The sequence below is a fragment of the Herminiimonas sp. NPDC097707 genome (assembly GCF_044761395.1).
GTDB lineage: Bacteria > Pseudomonadota > Gammaproteobacteria > Burkholderiales > Burkholderiaceae_D > Oxalicibacterium.
On the sequence record NZ_JBIWCI010000001.1, the window covers coordinates 302,974 to 328,386 of the forward strand.

At 54.4% G+C, this 25,413-nt stretch carries 22 protein-coding genes and 1 tRNA gene; 9 read left to right on the forward strand and 14 right to left on the reverse strand.

What is annotated here, in order from left to right; genetic code table 11:
• The first annotated feature begins 2 nt into the window (after window positions 1–2).
• From ACIQW9_RS01435 to ACIQW9_RS01460, 6 genes are all read left to right on the forward strand, one after another.
• The gene (locus ACIQW9_RS01435) at window positions 3–1,685 is read left to right on the forward strand and encodes a response regulator (RefSeq protein WP_402332033.1); all 1,683 of its coding nucleotides are present in this window, start codon (window positions 3–5) and stop codon (window positions 1,683–1,685) included.
• 179 nt (window positions 1,686–1,864) lie between these two features.
• Complete coding sequence (locus tag ACIQW9_RS01440) at window positions 1,865–5,596, forward strand: hypothetical protein (RefSeq protein ID WP_402332036.1); 3,732 nt, start codon at window positions 1,865–1,867, stop codon at window positions 5,594–5,596.
• A 306-nt stretch (window positions 5,597–5,902) separates the two neighbouring features.
• The gene (locus tag ACIQW9_RS01445) at window positions 5,903–7,045 is read left to right on the forward strand and encodes a tetratricopeptide repeat protein (RefSeq protein WP_402332038.1); all 1,143 of its coding nucleotides are present in this window, start codon (window positions 5,903–5,905) and stop codon (window positions 7,043–7,045) included.
• Window positions 7,045–8,304, forward strand: coding sequence for a murein L,D-transpeptidase family protein (locus ACIQW9_RS01450; protein ID WP_402332041.1), 1,260 nt, complete (start codon window positions 7,045–7,047; stop codon window positions 8,302–8,304). Before ACIQW9_RS01445 ends, ACIQW9_RS01450 begins: the two co-directional genes overlap by 1 nt.
• 269 nt (window positions 8,305–8,573) lie before the next feature.
• On the forward strand, window positions 8,574–8,987 hold the full coding sequence (locus ACIQW9_RS01455) for a YMGG-like glycine zipper-containing protein (protein WP_402332044.1): 414 nt from the start codon (window positions 8,574–8,576) through the stop codon (window positions 8,985–8,987).
• A gap of 132 nt (window positions 8,988–9,119) precedes the next feature.
• A complete protein-coding gene (locus tag ACIQW9_RS01460) occupies window positions 9,120–9,443 on the forward strand; it encodes a hypothetical protein (protein WP_402332046.1) in 324 nt (107 codons plus the stop codon).
• Window positions 9,444–9,514: 71 nt separating this feature from the next.
• Here ACIQW9_RS01460 and ACIQW9_RS01465 read toward each other — a convergent pair whose 3' ends face one another.
• The 3 genes from ACIQW9_RS01465 to ACIQW9_RS01475 all read right to left on the reverse strand — a co-directional run bounded on the left by ACIQW9_RS01465 (window position 9,515) and on the right by ACIQW9_RS01475 (window position 11,788).
• Complete coding sequence (locus ACIQW9_RS01465; RefSeq protein ID WP_402332048.1) at window positions 9,515–9,862, reverse strand: hypothetical protein; 348 nt, start codon at window positions 9,860–9,862, stop codon at window positions 9,515–9,517.
• A 151-nt stretch (window positions 9,863–10,013) separates the two neighbouring features.
• Window positions 10,014–10,466, reverse strand: coding sequence for a universal stress protein (locus ACIQW9_RS01470; protein WP_402332050.1), 453 nt, complete (start codon window positions 10,464–10,466; stop codon window positions 10,014–10,016).
• A 113-nt stretch (window positions 10,467–10,579) separates the two neighbouring features.
• Window positions 10,580–11,788, reverse strand: a complete 1,209-nt coding sequence (locus ACIQW9_RS01475) for an MFS transporter (protein WP_402332053.1) — start codon at window positions 11,786–11,788, stop codon at window positions 10,580–10,582.
• A 315-nt stretch (window positions 11,789–12,103) separates the two neighbouring features.
• Here ACIQW9_RS01475 and ACIQW9_RS01480 point away from each other — a divergent pair, with 315 nt between their 5' ends.
• Both ACIQW9_RS01480 and ACIQW9_RS01485 read left to right on the forward strand, forming a co-directional pair.
• Entirely contained in the window at window positions 12,104–12,523 is a 420-nt protein-coding gene (locus tag ACIQW9_RS01480) for a hypothetical protein (RefSeq protein ID WP_402332056.1), read from the forward strand.
• Between the two features lie 46 nt (window positions 12,524–12,569).
• Entirely contained in the window at window positions 12,570–12,737 is a 168-nt protein-coding gene (locus ACIQW9_RS01485; protein WP_402332059.1) for a hypothetical protein, read from the forward strand.
• A gap of 137 nt (window positions 12,738–12,874) precedes the next feature.
• Here the strand turns inward: ACIQW9_RS01485 and ACIQW9_RS01490 are convergent, their stop codons facing one another.
• The 4 genes from ACIQW9_RS01490 to ACIQW9_RS01505 form a co-directional block, all read right to left on the reverse strand.
• Window positions 12,875–13,081 carry a DUF6494 family protein gene (locus tag ACIQW9_RS01490; RefSeq protein ID WP_402332061.1) on the reverse strand — a complete coding sequence of 69 codons (207 nt, stop codon included), beginning with the start codon at window positions 13,079–13,081 and terminating at the stop codon, window positions 12,875–12,877.
• 137 nt (window positions 13,082–13,218) lie between these two features.
• Complete coding sequence (gene tenA / locus ACIQW9_RS01495; protein ID WP_402332064.1) at window positions 13,219–13,881, reverse strand: thiaminase II; 663 nt, start codon at window positions 13,879–13,881, stop codon at window positions 13,219–13,221.
• A 51-nt stretch (window positions 13,882–13,932) separates the two neighbouring features.
• Entirely contained in the window at window positions 13,933–14,628 is a 696-nt protein-coding gene (locus ACIQW9_RS01500) for a TenA family protein (RefSeq protein ID WP_402332067.1), read from the reverse strand.
• Between the two features lie 62 nt (window positions 14,629–14,690).
• A complete protein-coding gene (locus ACIQW9_RS01505) occupies window positions 14,691–15,020 on the reverse strand; it encodes a nucleotide pyrophosphohydrolase (protein ID WP_402332070.1) in 330 nt (109 codons plus the stop codon).
• A 241-nt stretch (window positions 15,021–15,261) separates the two neighbouring features.
• On the opposite strand from ACIQW9_RS01505, the gene ACIQW9_RS01510 reads away from it, so the two are divergent.
• Entirely contained in the window at window positions 15,262–15,474 is a 213-nt protein-coding gene (locus tag ACIQW9_RS01510) for a hypothetical protein (RefSeq protein ID WP_402332073.1), read from the forward strand.
• Between the two features lie 89 nt (window positions 15,475–15,563).
• Here ACIQW9_RS01510 and ACIQW9_RS01515 read toward each other — a convergent pair whose 3' ends face one another.
• The 7 genes from ACIQW9_RS01515 to ACIQW9_RS01545 form a co-directional block, all read right to left on the reverse strand.
• A complete protein-coding gene (locus ACIQW9_RS01515; protein WP_402332075.1) occupies window positions 15,564–16,313 on the reverse strand; it encodes an MBL fold metallo-hydrolase in 750 nt (249 codons plus the stop codon).
• 434 nt (window positions 16,314–16,747) lie between these two features.
• Entirely contained in the window at window positions 16,748–18,373 is a 1,626-nt protein-coding gene (locus ACIQW9_RS01520; RefSeq protein WP_402332078.1) for an efflux transporter outer membrane subunit, read from the reverse strand.
• Window positions 18,374–18,378: 5 nt separating this feature from the next.
• Complete coding sequence (locus tag ACIQW9_RS01525) at window positions 18,379–21,531, reverse strand: efflux RND transporter permease subunit (RefSeq protein WP_402332081.1); 3,153 nt, start codon at window positions 21,529–21,531, stop codon at window positions 18,379–18,381.
• Window positions 21,524–22,702 carry an efflux RND transporter periplasmic adaptor subunit gene (locus ACIQW9_RS01530; RefSeq protein WP_402332084.1) on the reverse strand — a complete coding sequence of 393 codons (1,179 nt, stop codon included), beginning with the start codon at window positions 22,700–22,702 and terminating at the stop codon, window positions 21,524–21,526. The genes ACIQW9_RS01525 and ACIQW9_RS01530 overlap by 8 nt, the downstream gene beginning before the upstream one ends.
• Window positions 22,703–22,885: 183 nt before the next feature.
• A complete protein-coding gene (locus tag ACIQW9_RS01535; RefSeq protein WP_402332087.1) occupies window positions 22,886–24,250 on the reverse strand; it encodes a sensor histidine kinase in 1,365 nt (454 codons plus the stop codon).
• Entirely contained in the window at window positions 24,247–24,987 is a 741-nt protein-coding gene (locus ACIQW9_RS01540) for a response regulator transcription factor (protein WP_402332090.1), read from the reverse strand. The genes ACIQW9_RS01535 and ACIQW9_RS01540 overlap by 4 nt, the downstream gene beginning before the upstream one ends.
• Window positions 24,988–25,281: 294 nt before the next feature.
• Window positions 25,282–25,357 (reverse strand) — tRNA-His (locus tag ACIQW9_RS01545).
• Between the last annotated feature and the right edge of the window lie 56 nt (window positions 25,358–25,413).

Genomic DNA, 25,413 nt, shown 5'->3' on the forward strand with positions numbered 1-25,413 from the left:
TCATGTTTGAGGATTTTGTCTTCGCGCCGGAAAAGGAAAGCGGGTACGACAGCAGCGAGCCGCGATGGAAAATCCTGATCGCCGATGATGAAGAAGAGGTGCATCAGGTGACTGCCATTGCGATGATCGATGTGCAGTTCAAGGGGCGCAAGCTGGAATTCCTGCACGCATATTCTGCCGATGAAGTACGCGCTATGCTCGCGGCCGATCGCGACATTGCGATTATTTTGCTTGATGTGGTGATGGAAGAAGACGATGCCGGTTTGAAGCTGGTGCGTCATATTCGCGAGCAAATGAATAATCGGCGGGTGCGTATCGTCCTGCGCACCGGGCAGCCGGGGCAGGCGCCGGAGCGCGATGTGGTCGTCAACTACGACATCAATGATTACAAATCCAAAACCGAATTGACGCGACAGAAGCTGCTGACTTGCATCATTTCTGCCTTGCGTTCTTACGACGATATTGTCGCGCTGGAAAATCTCAGCAGTGATCTGGAACAGCAGGTCCTTGAGCGCACGCGCGATTTATCGCTGGCAAAAAATGAGGCGGAAGCGGCGAATCGTGCAAAATCGGAACTCCTGGCCGTGATGAGCCATGAGATCCGCACGCCCATGAACGGCATGCTGGGCATGATGCAACTCGCCCTGGCGCAGGCCTCGGATGTTGAACAGCGCGAGTATCTGGAAACGGCACAGTATTCAGCCGAAGCCTTGCTGACCATCCTGAACGATATCCTGGATTTTTCCAAACTGGAATCGGGCAATCTGCACTTCGAAGCGGCCACTTTTGATTTGCCCAAGGCGGTCGGCAGCGTGATCGAATTGATGGGCAGCAGAATGCAAGGCGGGGCCTTGTCGCTCAACGTAGAGTGCGACGCCGATCTGCCGCGCATGCTGACGGGCGACGTCGGACGTTTGCGGCAGGTCTTGTTGAACCTGATCAGCAATGCGCTGAAATTTACAGAGCAAGGCAGCGTGACGCTGAAAATCGAACAGCTTTTCGCCAGCGGTACGCAGATACCGTTGCGCTTTACCGTGATCGACAGTGGCATCGGCATTGCAGCGGAAGCGCAAGCACATTTGTTCCAGTCTTTTTCTCAAGCCGATCATTCGATTTCCCGGCGTTTCGGCGGCACCGGCCTCGGCCTCTCCATCTGCAAGAAAATCGTCGAGATGCAGGGTGGCTGCATCGGCGTTGAAAGTACGCCGGGCGAGGGTAGTCGTTTCTGGTTCGAGTTGACGTTTGCCCCGGCACTTGAGCCTGGGAAAAGGCCGGACATAGTTGTTGCTCGGCCCTTGCCGGCAAGTCGCACATTGCACGTCTTGCTGGCAGAAGATAATGAGATCAATCAAAAGGTCGCAGTCGCATTATTGAAAAAATCCGGCCATACGGTGCAGATTGCGCAGAATGGCCGCGAAGCCGTGCTCGCCGTGCAGCAAGACGTATTCGATGTCATCTTGATGGATATGCACATGCCGGAAATGGACGGACTGGCTGCCACGCGTGTGATTCGCGGCATGCCGGCGCCGGCTTCCACCTTGCCTATCGTCGCACTGACGGCAGCTGGCACCTTGTCAGATATACAATCCTGCATGGATGCGGGGATGAATTATTTCCTTGCCAAACCGTTCAGAATCGAGCGTCTCAACGGTATTTTGCAGGAATTGTCCAGCGCCAAGGCGTAACAAACGCTTCCGATTGGCTCTTGAGCAAGCCTGTGGTGGCCCGCCATATCGCGGAAGTGACGGTATTTCTTCCCTCTTTTTCAAGCCTGATTTATACCCCATCCCTTGATAATGCCTATTAAGAAACTCCGACTAGTGTAAGCAAACGCGAGCGGAATTGACCTTCAAGAGGATCCACGATGGACACGAATCAGGCACTGCGTAAAACCCTTACTCTGCAAGCAGCCGATGCCGGCAATGATGATTTCATTGACAGCGTTCTTGATGCGCCGAAGAGCGGTGCCCGTGTCGCAGGTATGGATCTGAAGGCGATTCGTGAAGCAATTGCGCGCGTGGAAGCAGAAGCCAAGGCGACTGTCAGTGCCGAAAATCGCGCCTACGCTGAAGCGCATGCGCGTTCGCTGGCAGAAGATCGGGCTCAGGCCGATGCGGCTGCCATTGCCGAAGCCAATAAAAATGCCAAGGCTGCCGAAGAAGCAATTGTCGCCAGTCGCGCGCGCCTCGAAGTGGAACGTCAGGCCCGCGCCGCCAGCGAAGCCCGCACTCTGGCTGTCAACAAGGAAATTGCCGAATTGCGCGCACGCACCGAAGCCGATACCCAGCTCGGCATCATCGCGATCGGCCGCGCCAAGGCAGAGCAACTGGCACGCAAACGCACCGTAGAACAAATCGCCGAAGAAACCGCATTGAGCGCGCAGGCTGCCGAAGCAGCTGAAAAGCTGGAGCAGGCAACAGAAAAAACGCGTCTGCACATGACGCAACACATAGGCGCCACACAGATTGCCACCCAGGCGGCACAGGAAGAAGCAGCAGAACGCGCACGCCTTGAGTCGCATGTGGCCGATCTGGCGCGCGAACATGAACGGCGTGAAAAAAGCGCGTATGAAACGAATAAAACGCTGATCAGTGCACGCCGCGACGCCGTGATTCTGACGCAGCAGCGTGAAGAAGCCGACGCCAAGGCCTTGGCGGCCATGCTGAATCGGGTGCCGGCCGAAGTGCGGGCGCGTGAAGATGCGCTGGCGCGGGCTGCCACCGAGCAGGAGCAGCACGCAGTGGCGCAAGCCCGTATGGAGTCCGAGCAATGCGCGCTGGATGCGATTCAGATGCGTTTGCGTGCAGAAGCGGAAATGCACGCTGCTGCTGCGCGTCGTGAACATGTTGAAAGCATGGCAGCGGTAGCTGCGCAATCGCGACGTGAAGCGGAAGAACGCGTACGTGTTGCCACAGAAGCGCGCATCCAGGTTGAAAAGCAATTGCAGACTTCGGCAATTGCACGGGTGGAAGCAGAACATCAAGCCGACGAACAGGTGCGCGCACGCATTGCAGTTGAAGCGAGGGCGGAAGAGGAAGCGCGTCAACGCGAGATTGCAGAACGTCAGGCAGAAGCCGCCGCCAGCGTGCGGGCAGAAGAAGAACAGCGCGCCAGAGAGCTGGCGCAGCAACGCGCCGCGATGGAGCGTGAAGCTGCCGATATGGCGGCTGCACGTTCAGCTTCGGAAAAATTTGCCGTGGACAAGGCGGCAGAATGCGTTGCCCTGCAGCAGCAAATGGCTGAAATAGCATCGCAAAAAGCGCAGCAGGCGCTGGAGCTGGCAAACGCAGAGCACCAACGCGTCGCAGTAGAGCGTCGCACGTTGCTGGCTACGCAGGAAAAAATTCAGGCAGAGGAAGCTGCCGCTGCTGCTGCTGCTGCGCGTGAGGAAGCAGATCAGGAGCAGACTGCCTTGTTGCGCATGCAGGAACAGGCAGAGAAAAAAGTCTTGTCTGCGAAGGAAACCGAAAGCGCCGCCATCCAGCTCAAGCTGGAACAAATCATGGCGCAGGCCGACTTGAAGCGTGCTGCGGCTGAGGCTGCATTGGCACAGGCGCACGCAGCAGTCGCACTGGCAAAAGTGCAGGCGCAACGTTTGCATGACGAACAAAAATCCCTGGCGGCCTTGCAGGAAAAGCTGGCCGCTGAACGCGCGCATGCCGAAGCAGTGCAGCAGGAATTGCACGCGACACAGAAAAAAATCAAGCAAGAACAGGCAGCACGTGCAGCAGCAGAAGCGCGTGCACGTGCCAACGACGAGCACGCAGCCTTGTTGGTGGCGCAGCAGCAGGAAAATCAGGAATTGCGTGTCGCGCGTGAAGCGGAATGCGTCGCTAACGAGCACATTCTGGCGCAGGCCAAAGCCAAAACCGCACTGCAAAGAAAATCTGCGCATCTGGCGCTGGGCAAGGTGCGCCAAATGGTCGAACTGACACGGACCCAGCGTGAGCATGCTGAGGCGGAAGAGCTTGCCTTACAGGCGCTGGAAGAAAAATGCCGGATTGAAGCAGCCGCGAAAGCGGAAGCGGACGCGCGCATACAGGCCGATCTGCAGCAAATGGAGTTGCTGCGCGAAAGCGAAATGGCAGAGCGAAAAATTCGTGAAGCAGCGGAAGTGGAATGCGCCGCCACTCGTCAGGCGCTGGAACAAACCAGAGCCAAGGCTGAGCTACAACAGGCCAATGCGCTGGCTTCGGAACAGCGGGCCGCCGAAGCGCTCGAACTGGCGCAGGCCGAGCGCATGCGCAGCATTGCAGAACAAAAAGCGCTGGAAGCAATTCAGCAAAAATTGCTGACAGAGCAAAATGCACGTGCCGAAGCCGAAGCGTGCATCCAGCAGGAGCAGGAACAGGCTGGCGTATTGCAGGCTCGTGCCGAAGTAGATCAGGCTTCGCGTGCTTCAAACGAGGCGATGTTGCAGGCGGAAAAGCAAATGCTGGAAGCCGCGGCACAACAAGCCGAACTGCAAGCGCAGGCTGCGCAAACCGCACAGGGTAAGGCCAGACAAGCGGTCGAATTGGCCAGGGCAGAACGCGCGCGCGCCGATCTCGAACAAAAGGCGATGAATGCGATTGAGGAAAAACTGCAGGCCGAGCAGCAGCGTCTTGCCGGTGCTGCCCTCATGTTGCAGGCAACGCAGGAAAAAATAGCAGCGGAAAAAGCAGCATTGCAGGCATCCGAACAAAGAGCGCGCGCCGAGCAGGCACAAGCGGATATCCTGCGCAGTAGAGCGCAGGCACAGGAAGCCTTGCGACATGCAACCGAAGTCGTCTCCAGTGCGGAAAAGGAATTGCTGGAAACAGAAATGCAGCAAGCCGAAGCGCAAAGAATCGTGATGGAAGCTGCCGAACGCAAAGCGCTGGAAGCACGCGAACTGGCACAGGTCGAAGAACAACGTGCGTTTGCCGAGCAGCGCGCATTGAAACTGCTGGAAGAGCAGCAAGTGCTGGAACAGCAACGTCTGGAGGCGAGTGAAATCGCTTTGAGCGCAATTGAGGAAAAACTGCAGGCCGAGCAAAAAGCCTGTAACGAAGCGGAGCAATGCGCCATCACCGAACTGGAATTGGCGGAAGTTTCCAAACAGCGTCTGACTGCTGCCGCCGAAGCAAGGGCGATGCAGGAAGCGCAACTGGCAGCGGAACGCGCAGCCTTGAACGCTGCCGAGGAACAGGCAAAAGCTGCAGCAGCAGCGCTGGAATTGTCGAAGGCCGGGCAGGTCGAAGCGGAACAAATCGCCCGTAATTTGCTGGCCCGCATCAGCGATCGTGGTGAGCAGCATGACGAGTGGCGTCTGCGCGCCGCTGCCGTGCTGGCCGAATCGGGCGCTACGGTGCCGCACAAAAACAGATCTGGCGTCCGCATGTGGACATCGATTGCAGCCGGTCTGGCATTGTTTGTCGGTGTGGCAGGCTGGAATATGCAGTCGGACGTGATGCATATGTTTGCGCCGCATGCAGGCAAGTCGGCCGCAGCGATTGCGAAAGCATCATCCGGTTCCTTAATCGTGACCGCGCCGGCGACGTTGCAAATATCATATGCGCTGGCCAGTGCCCCGACGGGCGCTGCCGATGATGCGCCTGTGCCTGAAGCAAGATAATTTCTTGTAATCGTTTACTTTGTCTTGCCGCAGCACAGCCTGAGCAGGCTGTGCTTTTCGCGTGCGTTTCATGTCGAAATGTCATTTCAATATGAGCGATCTGCTTGCCGTAATCGGCGTAATCCCGGAAAATCCCGCCTTGGATGCACATCGACCGTACGGTGTGTGCAGCGCCGCTTAGGCGCTCCTCTTAAAAACGTAGCCGTACCGCCACATCGCCATGCAGCAATCGGTTGGGGAAGGTATGCGGTTTGTCGTACTATATCGGCTGTGCGCAGTTATCTCATCACCATAACAAGGAAAACCATGCTCTTCGCGTCACGTCACACCTTCAATTCAGGCTTACGTTACGTGTGGAGCCGGGCGCTGATTCTGTCTCTGGCAGGCTTGTGCGCTTTTCCGGTCATGGCCGATGAACTTTCCGATGTTTCGCAATTGCTGCGAGCCGGGCAGCATGGCGCAGCACTGGCGAAAGCCGATGCATTCCTGAACAAGAATCCGCGCGATGCGCAAATGCGTTTTCTGAAAGGCGTGATTCTGACCGAACAGAATAAATCTGCCGAAGCGATCACGATTTTCAGCAAGCTGACGGACGATTATCCAACTCTGCCGGAACCCTACAATAATCTGGCAGTGCTGTATGCATCCAGCGGCCAGTATGAAAAAGCGCGCACTGCACTGGATATGGCGATACGCACCAATCCAACCTACGCCACCGCCTATGAAAACCTGGGTGATGTGCATGCAAAGCTGGCCAGTCAGGCTTATGACAAGGCACTGCAATTGGACAACAGCAATGTCGGCGCCAAATCCAAATTGACGATGGTGCGCACTTTGGTAGGCAATACAAACGGCGGCACCAATCCAAAAGTGGCGGTGGTCGCTGCTGCGCCATTGGCGCCCGCGAAAGTTGAAGCAAAGCCGGAGCCTAAAGTCGAACCCAAACCGGTAGTCAAGGAAGCGCCGAAAGTCGAAGTGAAAGCGGAGGCCAAGCCCGAGATAAAAGCGGAAGTGAAAGCCGACCCTAAAGCCGCACAAAAACAAGCGCAAAAACTGGAAGCCGAAGCCAAGCGTGAAGCGAAGGCCAAAGTCCATGCCGCCGAAGCTGCCGAACGCGATCAGGTGATGAATGCGGTGAATACCTGGGCCAAGGCATGGAGTGCGCGTGACGTGAAGGCTTATCTGAATGCCTACGCCAATGATTTCGACTTGCCTGCCGGTCAATCACGCAAGACGTGGACGGATGAGCGTCGTGCCCGTATTGAAGACAAGGCACGTATCAGTGTAAAAATAGAAACACCGCAAGTCAGCTTGAACGGCAATACTGCGACGGTGAAATTTCGCCAGATTTATGACTCGGATCGCACCAAGGCGAACAGCCGCAAAACATTGGTGATGGTCAAGCAATCCGGCAAATGGCACATCAAGCAGGAGCGTGCGGGTAGCTGATGACTGGTTTGCACATAAAGTTGCGGTTAATCGCACGTCGTATTGGATGTTGGACAGGTGCAGCAGCTTTAGGCTTACTGATTGCCGGTGCTTCATTGCCGCTGCCATCTTTTGCCAGCGGCAGCAAGCCCGGTATACCGGCGCGGCTGGATCCTGAAGTCATGCTGATCGATGTCTACAAGGCATTGGCAGCGAATCGCCTGCGCGATGCACAGGCAAAAGCCGATGCGCTGGTAGCCGCCTATCCGACCTTCCGGCTTGGTCATCTGGTGCGCGGCGATTTGCTGTTGTTGCATACGCAACCGATCAAGACCTTCGGCGCAGCATCCAATGCGCCGGCTGAAAAACTCAATAATCTGCGTGCTGAAGCGATCGTGCGTCTGAAGTCTCTGCGTGAACGCCCCGATCCGAATCTGATCCCGCGCGTGTTCCTGCAAATGCGTGCCGACCAGAAAAAACTGCTACTGGTCGATGCCAAGCGCTCGCGCCTGTATGTGTACGAGCGTAGTAAAGATCAGGTGAAACTGGTCAGCGATTACTACGTCAGCCAGGGCAAGCTGGGCGTGGACAAGCTCAAGGAAGGCGATCAAAAGACGCCGCTGGGCGTGTATTACATTACCGCCAGGCTGGATGGTGCGCGTCTGCCGGAATTTTACGGGCCGGGCGCTTTGCCTATCAATTATCCGAATGAATGGGACAAGGCCAATGGTCGTGGCGGTTCCGGCATCTGGCTGCATGGCACGCCGTCGGACAGTTATAGTCGTCCACCCTTGTCGTCGGACGGTTGCGTCGTATTGACGAATCCCGATTTGAAGGAATTGTCTGCCGCGGTGGAAATAGGCAATACACCCGTCATCATCAGCGAAGATCTCAAATTCGTCAGCAAGGAAAAATGGGAAGCAGATCGTCTCAGTGCGAACAAAATGCTGGAAGCCTGGCGTCTTGATATAGAAAGTACAGACCCGGATCGCTTGCGCCGACACTACTCGCGCAGCTTCAAGGCGGCACGCGGGCAGAACCTGGATGGCTGGCTGACTAAAATTCAGCAATCGACTTTGGGGGCGCGCAAGATCAATGTCGAACTGCGCGACGTAACCTTGTTCCGCTATCCAGACCAGAAAGATCAGAAGGAATTGATCGTTGCCGCGTTTACCCAGGAAGCCTTGATCGGCAAGGGAAAACACATTACACGCAAGCGTCAGTACTGGGCCAAGGAAGGCGCGCAATGGAAGATCGTGTCCGAGGTTAATCTGCAGTAATACCTCATAAGTTTGCACGGTATTCCATCTGTGACCATATGTTTTTCCTGACAAAAAAACATGTGGTTTCCAGCGTAAATTATTCCGCCTTCATCCCGTATCAAATGTTTTTCATCCGCCTCCCCGCAGGCGCACTCTTCATACTTCTTTACAATTGTAAAAGACTATTTCTCTCGTGGATTTTGCGTACGCGATCTATATAGTGATTCCATGCCTTGGCGATTCATGAAACCAAATCTGGTTTTCGCTACGGTGAAAAGGAGTCAATCATGCTGCACAAAAAATGGATAGGCATTGCCTTGCTGGCGACTGCTGCAGTTTCAACAACTGCGATATCGACCACTGCGTTTGCGGACAATCGCGGTGTCAACACGGCATTGGGTGCAGTAGTTGGCGCTGTTATTGGCAATAGTGTTGGCGGTCAGGACGCCGCGATTATAGGTGGCGTGCTGGGTGCAGTGGTTGGGGCCAGTGCTTCCGGACATGACGACCGTTATTACGGACGTCGTCAGGCGCAAGTCTATTATCAGCCGCAGCCTGTTTATTATCAGCCAGCGCCGGTGCGTGCAAGACCGTATTACCGCGACGGCTATGGCGGTCGTAACGATTACCGTGACCGCTATCAGCAGGATGTGCGTCGCGTCGATTACGAACGTTACGATCGTAATCAATATCGTCGCTAGGAAATGACGCAGGGTGTTGACTGTCTGCTTGCATTAGCGCCAAGAGGAATATTCTGCGTGGAGCAATAAGCGTCATTGGGTCAACGTTCCTACGCAATATTGCAGTATTGAAGGATGAAGAGAGAGTTGGTGATGAAGTTCTTGTTTGAGCGCAGCGGGATGCGTTATCTCTCTTCAGCAGTAATCCCGGGAAAGGCTGTTGCAATGAAAAAATCAACCTCAGGTATGGTGAAGCGTCTTGTTCTTTCGCTGGCAGGATTGGCTGCCCTTGGCGGATGTGCCGTTGTACCGTATAACGCCGGCTACTATGATCAATCTGGTTATTATGGCGGCCCGGCAGTGTATGCAGCGCCTCCTGCTGTCTACGTCGCGCCGGCAGTCAATTTCGGTTTTCAGTACAGGTCGGGGCGTGGATATTACGGTCCTCGTCATTATGGTCATCGCGGCTGGAGATAGGCGATGTGTCGGTATGAGTAAAAATGGCTAGTCGAATCGACTAGCCATTTTTGTATGCGCTTGATTAAAAATCAGTGGTCGTAATCGCGATATTCACGATATCCGCGTTGATAGCCGTGGCGACGATCATGATCGTGCAGACGTTGTCTTTCCCGGTAACTGTAAACCACTACCGGCGCTGGTGAATAATACACAGGTGGTGGTGCATACACCGGTACGGCATTGCCGTAAATAACCGGCGGTGCGTAGTAGTTGGAGTAGTTGTTGTAGGCAGGTGCCGGCGCATAATACACGGGCGGTGGCGGATAAAAACCGCCTACACCAACATTGACTGACCAGTGCACGCCACCAGCGATAGCGCTCGTTCCAGCCAGTGTCAGCACGGTTGCCAAACCGCAAAGCGTTATCAATTTTTTCATGGTGATCTCACACTAGTAATACTAGTATTTAACGCCAAATAATCATGTGCTGCCACTGCTATTTCGTAACATTGTGTATCGCTTGATGAATAGATAATAGTGCAAGATGGCAGCGTGGCATACCTTTCAACACGGTACAAAACAGACAAGTTTATTTGGGGTCGGTCGCCACCAGCAGGCTGCAGCGAATTTTCTCTACCAGCAAGGCATCGGTTGCGCCACGCCACCAGCGCATGGCCAGCGATTGGTGCCGCGAATGGCCGACAATGACCAACTCGATCCCCAACTGATCGACCAGTTCGGCAATGGTCGGAACCGGTTCGCCGACTTCGATATGGGTTTGTACTTTGAGGCCGGCTTCGCGCAGACAGGCGCAGCCATCGTTCAAGTCATGCTCCATTTTCTGTTTCTCGGCCTGAATTTCTTCTTCAATACCGAGCATGGAGACCATCGCGTATTCGCCAATGACCACCGATGGCGGCGGATTGACGACAGCGAGCAGATGGATTTCAGTGGAAGGATCGGGCCCCAGGCGTATGCATTCCTGCAAGGCGGAACGGCTTTCAGGCGTGCCATTGTAAGCGACCAGAATTTTACGGTACATAGACCCTCCCGATGTGCGATGGCACGTCATTAGTATAGCGCTAACGGCGGAACGGGCAAGCCATGTGAAGTGGCCGTCGTTGGAACGACTGTACGGTCAGGGGATAGGCTGTTTCAGGTCGCCGATTTCAGGTGGCTGAAGGTCAGCGCGGTCAGCAGGACGCCGATTGCGCCGACGGCAATGACCGGTCCGGTACCGAAATGTCCGAGGGCCAGCCCGGCTGCTCCCACGCCTGCCGATTGGCCGAGGAAAAAGCAGGCGGCAAATGCGGAAACAGCGGCACCACGCCGTTCCGGTGCCATTTGTGTGGCATTCATCTGCAGCGTGTTGTGCAGCATGTAAAAGCCTGTCCCCGCAGCGAAACAGGCAGGGATGGCCCACTGCCAGCTTGGCGCCAACCCTATCGTGAGGAAGGATGTCGCGACGATGATTCCGCCCCAGCGCGTCAAGCCTTTTTCACCGAGCTTGCTCACCAGTCGACGCGAGGTGCCGGCATAGAGCAGGCCCCCCAGGCTGAATAACATCACCAGAGAGGCGGAATTCGTCAGTGACAGATGGTGTATGCGGTGCAGATGCGAGGCGATAAATGCAAACGCGCCGTACAGGAATCCGCCTTCCAGGAACACGGTAACCAATACTACGCGGGCCCACGGTAGGGATAATACTTGACCGAATTCATTGATCATCCGACGTAATGCAGACCCTTCGGCCTTGTGCGTGGTCATGGCGTAGGCGGGAAGACGGCGGTTGAAGGAAAAAAGCGTCAGGGCGATCAATACAAAACAGAGTGAAATACCGAAAAACGGGACACGCCAACTGAAATAATCACCGGCCAAACCGCCGAACAGAACACCGGTAGATATGCCCACGATCTGACCGATAAGAAATTGCGCGAGCACCGGCTGACGCCGGTCATAAGGTACTACATCGCCTATCCATGCCATCGACAGCGGCACGATAGCGGCGGCCGTTGCACCAGCCAGCAGGCGAGCGACGATCAGCAAGGGGTAGTTGGGCGCCAGTGCGCACAGGAGTGCGGTGAGAGTGCATGCCACGCAGGCCCAGGCAATCACCAGGTACTTTCCGAAGCGGTCGCCCAGGGGGCCGAAAAACAGCTGCGAAAAGCCGTATGCAATCGAAAATGCGGTAATGACGTAGGAAACGCTCCCCAGAGAAATATCGAATTCCTGTGCCAGTCTGGGTAGTAATGGATCGGTTACGCGTAGCGAAACTGCACTGGCGAAAGCCGCAAGCGACAGGGCAGGAATGGCAAGCGGTGGAATGGGAGAAGCGGATTGCGCGGCTGCTTGGTCTGCGGACATGGAAGCTATATAAATGAATGCGGGTAGCGAAGCGTACAACAAATCGGCAAAACGTATTTCCCATGCAATGCAACACGGCTGTCTGTACCAAGGCGACATTCTCCGGTATGAATGCGCCATTCAGGGCCCTGGCTTCTCTTTTTCCTACAAGTAATCGGGGCACTGTCCTATATTATCCAATTCATAACGCAGATACGATTCTACTCAAGCCGCCACGGTCATATTGATGAACTTGACTGACATGAGACGGCAGCAGTCCGGAGTTAGAGTGTTCTGAATATCATCGAACCGAAGTATAAAAATCAGAGGTGAATTATGTCTATCCTCCAAACAACTTTGCAAGATGCTTCCACTCTTTTCAAAAGCCGTGTGACAGTCGAGTGGCCTGCTTATATCAAGGCTTGCCGTGAAATTGCCAAAAAAAAACCTGATCCTGTTGAAATGACTTTGCGGCAAAAACGTAACCAGGCATTGAAATACCTGTGCAATAAAACACCTGCGACCGGCCCTGCCTATAGCCTTACCGAGCCGCGTATTTTTACGCCTCAATTTGTTTCCGAACTGGGTGCGGCGAATTCGAGATGGCGTGCCAAGCGCAATCCATGGGCGGCTTCGATGCTGAAAGACATGCGCGACAAGAGTGTCTGGCCATTGGCTGCGGACAGAAAAAATGTTCGGTCCCTCGGGTCGCATATTTCCATGCATTGGCCGACCAACGTTAACGAGTCTGCCTGATCATCCGCATGAGATGAAACTTCACTCCAGAATTGAAAGTGATGCCATGAAACGCCTTTACACTTTATGTCTATGTACGATTGCCGCGATGGGCTCCCTGTTTGTGATCTTGAATCCGATCGCTGTATCGGCAGAAACCAGTCAGAATGACATGGTCGAGCAAGCGCAAATTACCACTTTGGTGACGATGGCGATTCCGCCGTACAAATGGTAGCAGTCGCTGAACAATGCATGTTGTCACGGTGAGCAACACCTGACAGCGACTTGTCACAGCAAAAAAAATCAGACGCCCATTGCTGTGCGTCTGATTTTTTTTGATGTAAACCTTGCGAGGCTGAAATCGCCACTTGTTTACTGGAGGCGTATTTCTCCATCAAATACGATATGCAGTTTGATGCCTTCAATCTCCAGCGTGACTTTTGCCGGGAAGGATTCACCGCCCTTGATGTGTCCGTCTGCAAGGGCTTTTTCCACTGCTTTTTCGATGGCATTCTGGGAACTGACACCGACCATTTTCAGGAATTTTCGCATACTGAGATTGAAACTTTCTTCGTCCATCTTGGGCTCCTGTCTGATGTGAAATGTTTGCGAGATGAAAGGATGTTTTTCGCATGCAGCTATCGCTCACCCTGATTCGATCATAACGAATTTCAGCTCTATATGACAGCTGAAAAACCGGGTATCGCGTCAGACGGTCAGACTGTCCACTGCTCCAGACGATAAGCCGAATCCCAGAACATCCATTCCAGTTTTGCTGCATGCGTGTACGCACTATGCATGTCGCGGCGCGTTTCTGCGCTGGCCACGCTGGCCACACGATCTACCGTTGCGATGACGCCGCGTACCCCAGCATGGAACTCTTCGCCCGCATAAGTAGCGATCCATGCATCGTAAGGATTGTTTTTCGCGGCACGGGCCAGAATGTCGCGGCCTATTTCTGCATAAATCCAGAAACAGGGCAGCAGGGCAGCCAGCGCGACCGGGTATGAAGCGCTCCATGCCGTCGCAACCAGATAGTTGCAGTAATGATGTGTTGTTGGTGAAAGCGGCGTGGCGGCAAAGGTCGCAGGACTGACATTGAATTGCTCCATGAAGTCCGCATGCAGACTGCGCTCGACAATAATGGCAATGCGCGCAGCTTCTGAAAATTGTGCGACTTCATCGCTGTTGTCGGCCTTGGCGGCAGCGACTGCGAGGGCGCGGCCGAAAGCGACCAGGTAATGCGCATCCTGGATCATGTAATGACGGAAGCGTTCCTTGCTCAGGGTGCCTGCAGCAAGCTCCTGATTGAAAGGCATCGTGCGTATGGTTTCAAACAGGGCGGAATTTTCTTTCCAGATTTCGGCAGTAAAAGACATCGTGTTCCTTTAATGAGGGTGGCAGGCCGCTATATGCAGGCGGCCTTGGATTCATGGGTAGTCGAGAGGTGTGTAAACGTGATCGAAAAATGCACGCTCCAGCGCTACTGCGCGCCCGAACATGGCAGCGCAACGCGCCTGATCCTGTGCATTCAGCAGCGGGCCGGTACGATCGAGTTCGGCGCGCAGCCAGCCGATGAATTCGGCGAAGGCCGGATTATTGTGCAGCGTAATCCATTCTGCATGGATGAAGCGTTTCGGCAAGGCGGCACCTGGACGATCGGCCCAGCTCAGGTACAGCCATTCGGCAACGACCAGTACTGACAGGCACAAGGGGTAGATCCGGCTTTCCGCAGATTCCGTCATCAAGTCTTGAAAAGCCTTGGTCGGCGCAGTCAGCGGCGGCGTTGTACGGTATTTTTCAGGCAGGCCCAATTCATCGAAAGCACGCAGGAAGTAGGTATTTTCATCGCTGGTGATCATCGCGGCAAAGCGGGAGAATCGCACGCGCGATGTGAAAAGATCGGCGCTGGCGATGGCTGCTCCGAGCAGCGCGACGAAGCGATCGATGAATTGATAATCCTGCACCAGATAATGTTGCAGCACATCGTCGGCCACCGTGCCGGCAAATAATTCATCGATGAAACGGTGATGGATTGCAGCATCCCAGTCGGCCTGATTTTGCTCACGCAGCCATTCGGTAAATGTGCTGGCAGTATTTGTTCGCGTGCTGAAGGTATTGATCATGGAAAATTTCAAAAATCTATGGGTAATGGCTAATCATCGTCAGGGTTCGCGCGGGGCGAATTCTACAATGGCGGATATTTTTTTGCGTTGATGAGCAGCTTGTCTTGAATCGCGGCATTCAGATCGACCTTCAGCACGGAGGCCAAACGTATCAGATACAAGGCAACATCGGCCAGCTCCTGCCGTACGTGTTGCGCCGTTTCCGGTGCCTGCGCGACCAGCCATGATTCTTCTTCTGTACGCCACTGAAAAATTTCCACCAATTCGCCAACCTCTCCTGTTAAAGCCATCGCCAGGTTTTTTGGGGAGTGGAATTGCTGCCAGTCGCGTGCGTCGGCAAATTTTTCCAGCACGTCTTCCAGTGCTTTGGTATCGAGCAGGGTATGAGGCATGTGTATCGACGAGTAAGTGAAGACCTTGCATATGATAGCCGCAATGTCTGCGCCGGGCTTGTGCGCCCTCGTGACATGGCTAAGTGAAGTCCACAATTTACCGTTTTGCTAAGCTATTTTATAGTCCGGCAAAGCTTCAGTGACGCATGCAGCATGGCGTCGCAAGACTATCCGTATCAAACGATATTCATCAGCAGTCGTTTGAACTTACATGAATTCAGAATTACCAAAAGGAAGAACAATGAACAAGTCTTTATTCGCCGCAATTTTGCTGGCCCTGTCCCTGGCTGCCTGCAGTTCCGAAAAAACGGAAGCGACTGCACCTGCTGCAGTAACATCCGAGGCTGCACCAGCAACTGCGACCGATGCAGCGCCGTTAAGCGCCGAAGATGCTGAAAAAGAAAAAATCCGCAAGCAAAACGAAGCTGCTGAAGCGGCCTTGTCCGGGCACTGATATCGCTCAGTGTTGCAAGCTAAAAAAGCCGTCGCTAGCGACGGCTTTTTTATTGACCCGACAGGATGTGCGCTTAAGAAATGCAGCGATCAGCCTTGCAGGCTGCTTGTCATCTGGTGGCAGTAGGTCGCCAGTTGGTCCGGTAAATCGGGAGGGCAGACGCCGCATTGCCGATTTCCCGGTACTGCATAATCGATGAAGGTGGGATAGGGCAGCTTGAGATTCGCCATGATTTCCCTGAATTCTTCCAGCGTTTTGCCGCCACCCAAACGTGGATTGCGTTCCTTCTCCTGTGCAATTGAAGAGACCCGACGGCCTTTGTAGTCATGTGCCGGATATACCAGCACGTCGTCCGGCAGGGTAAACAGTTTTTCCTGCACGCTCTTGTACAGCGCATCGGCATCGCCGTTCTGAAAATCGGTGCGGCCGCAGGCTTCTATCAGCAAGGCATCGCCGGTAAAAATTCTATCGTCGAACAAATAGGCAAAATGCCCGGCCGTGTGTCCCGGAGTATGTAATGGCTGCAGGACGATGCTGCCGATTTGCAGCGGCGTTCCTTCTTCAATGCGGATGTCGGCGCAAGGCAGCCGATCATAGGCCGGCATGGCGATTTTGCTGCCTACCGTTTTTTTGAGTTCTCGAGCCGCCGTGATGTGGTCTGCATGGATATGGGTATCGACAGTACAGGCCAGACTCAATCCAAGGCGCTTTACTTCCATCAGATCGCGCTCCATGGCCGAGATCACAGGATCAATCAATATGGCCAGCCCGGTTTCTTCGCACCCAAGCAGGTAGGTGTAGGTGCTGGAAAGAGGTTCATACAACTGTCTGAAGATCATGTCGGCTCCTTGCGATTCCGGAAGATTTGCAAATGGATGGTTTGCACTATTGTAAATAGATATTGTCGGCCCATGCATATCAAGCCGATAGACGCGGAAAAATGACCGGTGTGAACAATCGCCTATCTCGTTACGAGATCGTGGAAGTTCTGGCAGATATTGAAAATATGATACTTCAGCGAGGAACTACGGTGCTGATTTGCGGGGATACAGTGGGTGGTTGGAGGCCGCTTACGCATTTTTATCAACAATGAGTGTGTTGATACCCTGTCTGTTGATTCAGGAAGGGCATCGGATTTGATCGCGATAGGGTGGTGTTCTGATTGAAACAAAGAGTGTCGTGCCGATACTCTTTGTTTCGATCGGCAGGCAATTCACAATCGCCTGACTGAGGACAGGGCACAGGCATTCGCTATAGTTATCGCCTCAAGCTCTTAATCGCGTGAACTGCTTGCCACGATGGCAGTATCTGCCGCTGCTTTCTTGTCTTCGTTCGCGCGATTCCACCATCCGCCACCCAAGGCTTGGAATAGCGCTGCCGAATCCCCCAGACGTGTAGCGCGAGCTTGCGCAACGTTCAAGGCCGCTTGGCGGTATCCCTGTTCCGCCGTGATCAATGTAAGACGATCGATGTAGCCGCGTGCATGCTGCTTTTGGGTTAATTCCAAAGTGATTTTTGCCGTATCGGCGACATCTGCTGCAGCCTTGAGTGATTCGGCATCGGCATGGATTGCATGCAAGGTGTCGGCCACATTCCGGAATGAAGTGATGACGGTTTCCTTGTATTGCGCAGCGGCTTGCTTATACGATTCCTCTGCCGCACGTTGACGATGGCGCAATACGCCGCCATCGAACAGCGGCATGGCAATATTTGCAGCCAATTCAAAGAAGCGCCCGGAGCTCCAGAACATCTGGCTGAACTGATTTGCAGCGCCGCCCCAAGTGCCATCGATAGAAAACTGCGGCAAGCGGTTGGCGAGCGCAACACCGATCTGGGCGCTGGCTGCATGCAATTGTTCTTCCGCCGCACGTACATCCGGGCGTTGTTCAATCACTTGCGATGGCAGGCTCAAAGGCAGATTTTCCGGCAACTGCAATGAAGCGAGATCGAAGGACTCAGGCAAATCGCTATCCTGCATGCCACCTGCAAGTGCGCGCAACAGATTGCGCGTTTGCTCAAACTGTTTCTGCAGGGGAGGCAATTGCTCTTTCGCCTGCTGCAATGTGGTCTGTTGCATAGCGAGATCGAGTCGCGATGCGTAACCAGCCTTCAACTGTCGCTGCACCAATTCCACCGAATGCGAATTGGATTCGATGATGCGATTGATAATCGCAATCTGTTCGCGTAACAGGGCTTCCTGAATGGCGGCGGCAGTGACGTTGGAAGCCAGGGTGATGTATGCAGCTTCGAGCTGCAACTTTTGATACTTCGCTTCCGCTTCCAGCGATTCTACTTGTCTGCGGTTGCCGCCAAATACATCGGGTACAAATCCCACCGTCAGTTGCGTCGTGTGGAAATTGTAGATAACCGGCCCAACAAACGGAATGGATGGTTTTTCGGTGGTGCTGATGTCGCTACCATTGCCTTGCAGACCAGGCGAATTACCGCCTAGATTGCCGGCGATCTTGGTACGTGCCGGCGAATAACCGGCTTGCACAGTCGGGAAGAAAAAACCGCGTTGTGCATAGACATTTTCCTGTGCGACACGTAGCGCTGCCTGTGCCGACTCGATAGTCGGGTTGGCGGCGAAGGCTTTCTCAACCAATGCGTTCAATTGTGGCGAGCGAAACAATGTCCACCAATCTGCCTGAATATCCTGCGACAAAACAAAATGCTGCGAGCTTCCTCCTGGTCCCGGCGAGGCAGCCGTTGCTGTCGGGAGCGGTTTAGGAGAAAACCCCGTTGACGGTGTCAATTCAGGTCTGCTGTAGTCGGGGCCGACAGCGCAGCCAGCCAATAAGCTGATGGCTGCTGCGATGACGATACGCCGCTGTGCATGGCCTGATTTCTGGCGTGTCGAAATGGATGGCATTGCTTGATCAAATGTTCGATTCTTCATTTCGCTTATTCCTTGCTCAATGCAGGTGTTGGGCCGGCCGGCATAGTGTCGGCGCTATCGCTGGCTTCCGAAAAATTACCGAACAAACGTATCGCGACAGGCAATATCAGCAGCGTAAAGATCGTTCCGGTGATGACGCCACCGACAATCACGCAGGCGAATGGACGTTGGGTTTCACTACCGATGCCACGAGAAAGAGCGGCAGGAAGCAAGCCCAGGCCAGCCATGAGTGCTGTCATCAGAATAGGTCGTAGACGGATAACGGCGCCTTGCACAATTGCCTGTGTAACTTCAGCGCCCTCGCGTACTCGCAGGATCACTTCCTCGACCATGATGACGCCGTTTTGTACAGAAATCCCCGCGACCGCAATGAAGCCGACCGCAGCAGATACTGACAAGTGCAGTTCAGACAGGCCCAATGTAGCCAGACCGCCGATGAGTGTGAATGGCACCATGCAGAGCACCAGACTTGCCAGGCGAACGGAACGGAAGGCCCAGAACAACAAAGAGAAAATCAGCAACACGGTCAATGGAATGATGACCATCAGACGCTTGGCCGCACGTTGCGAGTTTTCGAATTGACCGCCCCAGGTCAAGTCGTAGCCTGGTGGCAGTTTCACCTGTTCGGCTACGGCGCGCTGCGCTTCTTCGACGAAACTACCCTGGTCACGACCCAGCAGATTCATCTTCACGATGACGCTACGCGAGCCGGCTTCACGCAAGATGCGCGAAGCGCCTTGTCGGACTTCGATAGTGGCGACGTCGCTGAGAGCGATGGTGCCCGGACCATTGCCGACTTGTGAGCCGGGTATCGCGAGTTGCAGATTGCCGATGGCATCAATACTGTTGCGGTTCTTTTCTCCAATGCGTACAACGACATCGAAGCGCTTGTCTTCCTGGAAGAAACTGGTGACAGCCACACCGGACATCGCTTGCGTTACCAGCGTGTTGACATCGCCAACCGTGATGCCGTAGCGCGCCAGGCGCATGCGATCTGGGGTGACGACGACCTCAGTCTGTCCACCGATGCGTGTGGCTTCAACGTCGGTAGCACCACGTATGCCTTGGACGACGCCGACAACTTGCGATGCTTTATTTTCCAGGATGTCGAGATTGTTGCCGCTGATCTTGGCAACGATTTCACCGCGGAATCCTGACAGGGATTCTTCTACGTTGTCTTGAATGACTTGCGAGAAGTTGGTCGTGATGCCGGGGATTGCTGCCAGACTTTCGGACATATTGGCAACGAGAGATTCCTTGTCGGCGAAGCGCCATGTTTTACGCGGCTTGAGATCGACCAGGCTTTCCAGATTGTTAGGCCCCTTGGGATCGGAGCCATCGTCAGGGCGGCCGGCTTGCGTGATGATGTGCGCTACCTCGGGATAGGCGATGAGCTTGGCGCGTACCAGACGTTCGACGTCCTTGGTGATTTCCAGCGAGGCCGAGGTGGGCAATGTGATGGTTAGCCAGATATTGCCTTCGTCCAGCTTGGGCATGAATTCACTGCCGAGGCGCGGCGCAAGCAAGAACGCAATGACGACTGGAATGGCGGAAATCCATAGTGTCGCGCGCGCGTGCTTCATTGTGAATTCCAGCACGCGCTGATAGCGCTGCTGCAGCCAATCCAGCCACGGCTTGTGTTTCTCGGCGAGTGTGCGCCGTTGCAGCACATACGACAGCAAGGTCGGTACCAGCGTAAATGTCAGCAGTACTGCGCCAAGCAGGGCGAACGTGAGTGTCAGTGCCACTGGCGTGAAGATCTTTCCTTCCACGCGCTGGAAGGTGAAGATAGGCACGAACGCCAGAATGATGATGGCCTTGGCAAACAGCACTGGGTGCGACATATCCTTCATCGTTCGGTACAGGACGCTCAAGCGATGCGAGCGTGCATCGTGTGGATTGGCATCGTGCACGGTTTTGACGGCCAGGCGCACCATCAAGGCTTCAACGATTACAACTGCGCTATCGATGATGATGCCGAAGTCGACGGCGCCAAGAGAGATCAGATTGGCCGATACGCCACGTGCATTCATCAGAATGAAGGCGAACAGCAGTGAGAGCGGGATCACGGTGGCAACGATCAGCGCCGCAACCCAGCTGGAGAGAAATACGACCAGTACGGCGATGACCAGCAAGGCGCCGATGATCAGATTTTCTGCCACCGTGGTGACGGTGTGGCGCACGAGTTCAGTACGATCATAGATCGGGATAATCTTCGCGCCTGGCGGCAACCTGGGCTGCAGTTGTTCGATACGCTGCTTCAATTCGGCATTGATCTTGGATGGATTGCCACCCTTGGTCATCGAGACAATACCTTCGACAATACTGTCGCGATGATCTGCTGCCACGATGCCGAAGCGCGGGCGTTCGCCTTCGCGCACTGTTGCAATGTCGCCCACAGTGATTGCTCGCCCCTGTCGTGCTGCGACGACTACTTTGCGTATATCTTCGGTGCTGCCAAACAAGCCAGCGGAACGCACGACCAGGGATGCATCGCCTTGTCGGACCAAGCCGCCACCAGCACTGCCGCTGCCATTGTTGACTGCCTGGCTGAGCTGATCCAGCGTGATTTGATACTTACGCAGTGCGAGTGGATCGACCTCGATCTGGTATTCCTTGATTGCACCGCCGAAGCTGACGACGTCGGCGACGCCAGGCGTCATGCGCAGAACCGGACGGATGGTCCAATCTTGCAGCGTGCGGATTTCGGTGTCCGATAATCCAGGCGCTTCAATGGTGTAGCGATATACCTCACCAACGGCGGTGGAGAGTGGCGCAAGCTCCGGCTTTACACCGGCAGGCAGATCTATGGTTGATAATTTTTCCGTTACTTGCTGGCGTGCGAAGTAGTTATCAGTATCCTCGGCAAATGTGAGTGTGACGATAGACAAGCCGGTCATGGTGACCGAGCGGACGTTAGTGAGGCGTGGGATACCAGCCATCTCGCGCTCGATCGGCAAGGTGACAGAGCGCTCCATATCTTCCGGCGCCTGCCCGGATAGCTGTGAGATGACGCGCACTTGCACGTCTTGCACGTCGGGGAAGGCTTCAATCGGCAAGTTCGATAATGCATAACCACCGAAACCGATTAAGGCACCAACCAGTACAAAGACAAACATTCGCTGCGTCATCGCGAAGACGATGAGTCGATCAATCATGGCTATCGCTCGCGCTCATTTCTGCGTCCAGCAATAACGCGCCTTTGACGACAACCAGTTCGGCGCTTTGAAGTCCTTCGCCTACATAGCTGATGTTGCTGCCTTGCGTCAGCAGTTTGACCTTGCGCCGATGAAATTCGCCGGGTGCGGTCTGCACGAAGACAAAGGAATAGATGCCACGCGTAACGATGGCATTGTTAGGTACTGGTATGCCAGTACCGTTATCTTGCAGTATGGAGGCGCGAACGAACATTTCCGGCAGCAGTTTTGCACCGGGATTATCGAGGCGAGCGCGTACTGTGGCGCGGCGAGTATTTGGATCAACGGCTTGGCTAAGCTGCACGATTTTCGCGCTGAAGCGTTCGTTGGGATAGGCATCGCTCTCGACAGCAACGGCGCTGCCCAGCTTGATGCGTCCTAGCATTTTTTCCGGCAGATCTATCATCAGCCACAGACGTTTGGGATCTGTGACGACGAATAATGGGGATGACATGCCAGGGCTGACTTCCAAAGCAGGAGTCGCGGTACGCTCTGTGACGACGCCGTTCATCGGACTAACGAGGCTGATGCGTTGGCCGCGTATGGCGAGTCCGTTCGGATTCAGATTCTTCAGGCGCAGTTCGGCGCGCGCTGTTTCTGCTTTTGCCTGCGTATAGTCTGCCTGTGCGCTTTCCAGATCTTTGAGCGCGATGGCCTCGCCTTGTGCCAAATCCTTGGCGCGTTCGAGAACTGTGCGTTTGTGCTCTTCATCGGCGCGCGACTTGCTGATATCTGCATAGACGGTGCCGACATCAGGAGAGTCGATTTCTGCCAGTACCTGACCAGCTTTTACTATATCGCCCGGAGTCGCTTTCAACGCGACGATACGCCCGGAAATGCTGATGCCTATGCGCGCAGTGACGTCATCGTCGTAAACGAGATGCGCACTTAATTGATCAGTTAATGGTACTGGTGACGATGGAATACTTTGCGATTCAAGCATGACCAATTGTGGTGCGGTGCTTGGATAGCGCAAAGTGTCGTTTCCATTCTTGATGGCGGACACCGCTGCATGTGCTTCCTGTACTTCCGGTGCCGGCAGTTCCTTATCCTTGCTGCCGCAGCCCGTAATGCCTGCGACTACACTTGCTCCGAATGCTGCTGCTATAGTTATTTTTCTAAATTGTTGCATGCTTCTTTATCCTTAGATTCACGTGTGTACACGGTCTTTTTCTTTCTGTTTTCTGAATGCAGAAAGACGCAGCGTATATGTGGTGAATCTTACGGGTAGATGGCGTGGAAGAGGAGGGTGTTAGCATTACCATTCGGTAACGTGTGGGCAGGCGGAGACAGCATCCGCTTTTTTGACATGGCTTTATGCCGGATGGGGCGCCAGTGTCATACGGACAATTAATCCTGGTGCGGCGTCGGAAAATTCAAGATTGCCGCCATGTAAACGTGCGATAGCCAGGACGCTGGCCAAGCCCAGACCGTAACCTGGTCGGCTTCGATCCAGACGATGAAAATGCGTGCCTATCCGCGATAATTCGGTTGCGGGGATGCCTGTTCCATTATCCTGAACGATGATGGATGCACCGCTGGCATCGAGTGTGGTACGAATGCTAACGGTCGCGCCATCGTTCACGTATTTCAATGCATTGTCGACCAGATTGCCGATGGCGCTGGCCAGCAGTTCGCGATCTCCATTGATCACCGGATCTGCATCGAAGACTGCGCTGAAGTGGATGGATTTTTCTTCGGCAACAGGTTCGTAGAATTCCACTATGTCAGCCACCACATCGTTGAGCGAAACCGGCGAAAAAATCTGACGGTGCGTACCGGATTCGACCTCTGCCAGATTCAGCAGCTTGTCGAAAATGATGCCCAATTCCTCGATCTCCTGCAGGGCAAACTGTAATGCCTCCTCGCGTGCCTGCGCGCCTTCGTGTTCACTCTTCATGAGGCGCAGCCGGATGCGCGTCATGGGTGTGCGCAAGTTATGCGCAATGGTGTTGGAAACATGGCGTACGCCATCCATCAGGCGCTGTTGCTGATCCAGCATCCTGTTGATGTCGCGATTAAGCCGGGAGAATTCATCCTCCTGCTGCGAAGCGGGGATGCGCTGGCTCAGATCACCTGCCTCGATGTGTGTCACGATTTGCTGTATGCCGCTGATGCGCAGCCTGAGTTCGCGACGGAACAGCAGCGCGCCGACGACGGACATCAGCAAGCCGATCAATCCTGCGATCAGACTGGCACGATCGAACAGGCGTTCGATTTCAAGCTGATGGTTGATGTCGCTGCCGACTACCAGGATGCTGTTGTCCGACAAATGCTGGATGTGCATGCGGCCTATGGTTTCGCGTCCATTGCGGATGACGCGTGCTTCCACCATGCCCACCTTGTCCTTGACACCGAACGGCACAGCGGGGATGTTGCCAATTACCTTTTCACCGTAGGGATTGAGCAGCAGATAGATTTCCGTATCCGAATACACGCCGTCACGCAGAATATCCTTGATCTGCAACTCCAGCGATGCTGCGCCATGCGCTACAAAATCGTTCTCCAGGCGATGTGCATTGGTAAAGATCTGGCGATCAATACGGCTCTGCAGCACATTCACGGTCTGCATGTAAAAAACGGCAAGCAGCACCAGCATGGATAGAACCAGCAAGGCACTATAGTTGAACGCCATGCGAAAGGCGGTCGACCCCCACGGTTTGAAAGTCGGCAGTTTCATTGAGCCGGCTTTGCAGTATTTTTTTGTGCGTTGTTATCGTCGGCCTTTTCCCCGTGCAGATGGGGCGACATGATGTAGCCGAGATTGCGCCGCGTGTGGATTAGCGGGATGGAAAACCCCTTGTCGATCTTGTTGCGCAAGCGGCTGATGTGCGCGTCGATGACATTGGTTTGCGGATCGAACTGATAATTCCATACGGCTTCCAGTAGCATGGTACGAGTCAGGATTTGCCCCTGATGCGTCATCATGTAAACCAGCAGGCGGAACTCCCTTGGCTGCAGAGTGATGGTGCGTCCTTCGCGTTCGACGCTGCGGGTCAGCAGGTTCACTTTCAGGTCGGCCATGTACAACTCGCGCTCTACTTCCGTCGGCTGCGTCCACCTGACCAGTGCCTCTACCCGCGCAGCCAGTTCAGGGAAGGCAAATGGCTTGGTCAGATAATCGTTGCAGCCAGCCTGCAATCCGCGCACCCGCTCATCGATTGCCGACAGTGCGCTCAGGATAAGTACGGGCGTGCGTTTGCCCATGCTGCGCAAGGCATCCAGTATCGACAATCCATCCACGGCCTGCGGCAGCATGCGGTCGAGGATGATCACGTCCCATTGCTCATCAAGCGCCCGTGCCATGCCATCCACGCCATCCGCACACACGGTTGCTTCATACCCTCGCTCACGCAAACCGTTGGCGATATAACTCGCATTATGGATATCGTCTTCAATAATCAGGCAGCGATGCATGTCGGTTTCAACTTGAATTTGATTATGCAAACATCATACAGGCAGCTCAGGCTTGTAAAAGCCACCCCGTCACTCCACGCCCTTCAACTAACACGTCAAGGCCTCGGCAATGTCTGGCAACGGCAAGCTGCACTTGTCTACCAGTGAGAGCGGAGTGTTCTTATAAGGCTGTTCCCTGAAAATGATAGAGTCAAACAGGAAGATAAAGCTTGTATACAGCCTAAACAGTTGAGTTGGAAGCACCAAAGAAAAAGCCGTGCCGCATGTTTTCACATAGGGCACGGCTAGAATTCTTGGGGTGGCTGATGGGGCTCGAACCCACGACAACAGGAATCACAATCCTGGACTCTACCAACTGAGCTACAGCCACCACTGATTTACAACGAGCGTCTTGCGATGTTTTGCAACACAGCTGCGCATTATACA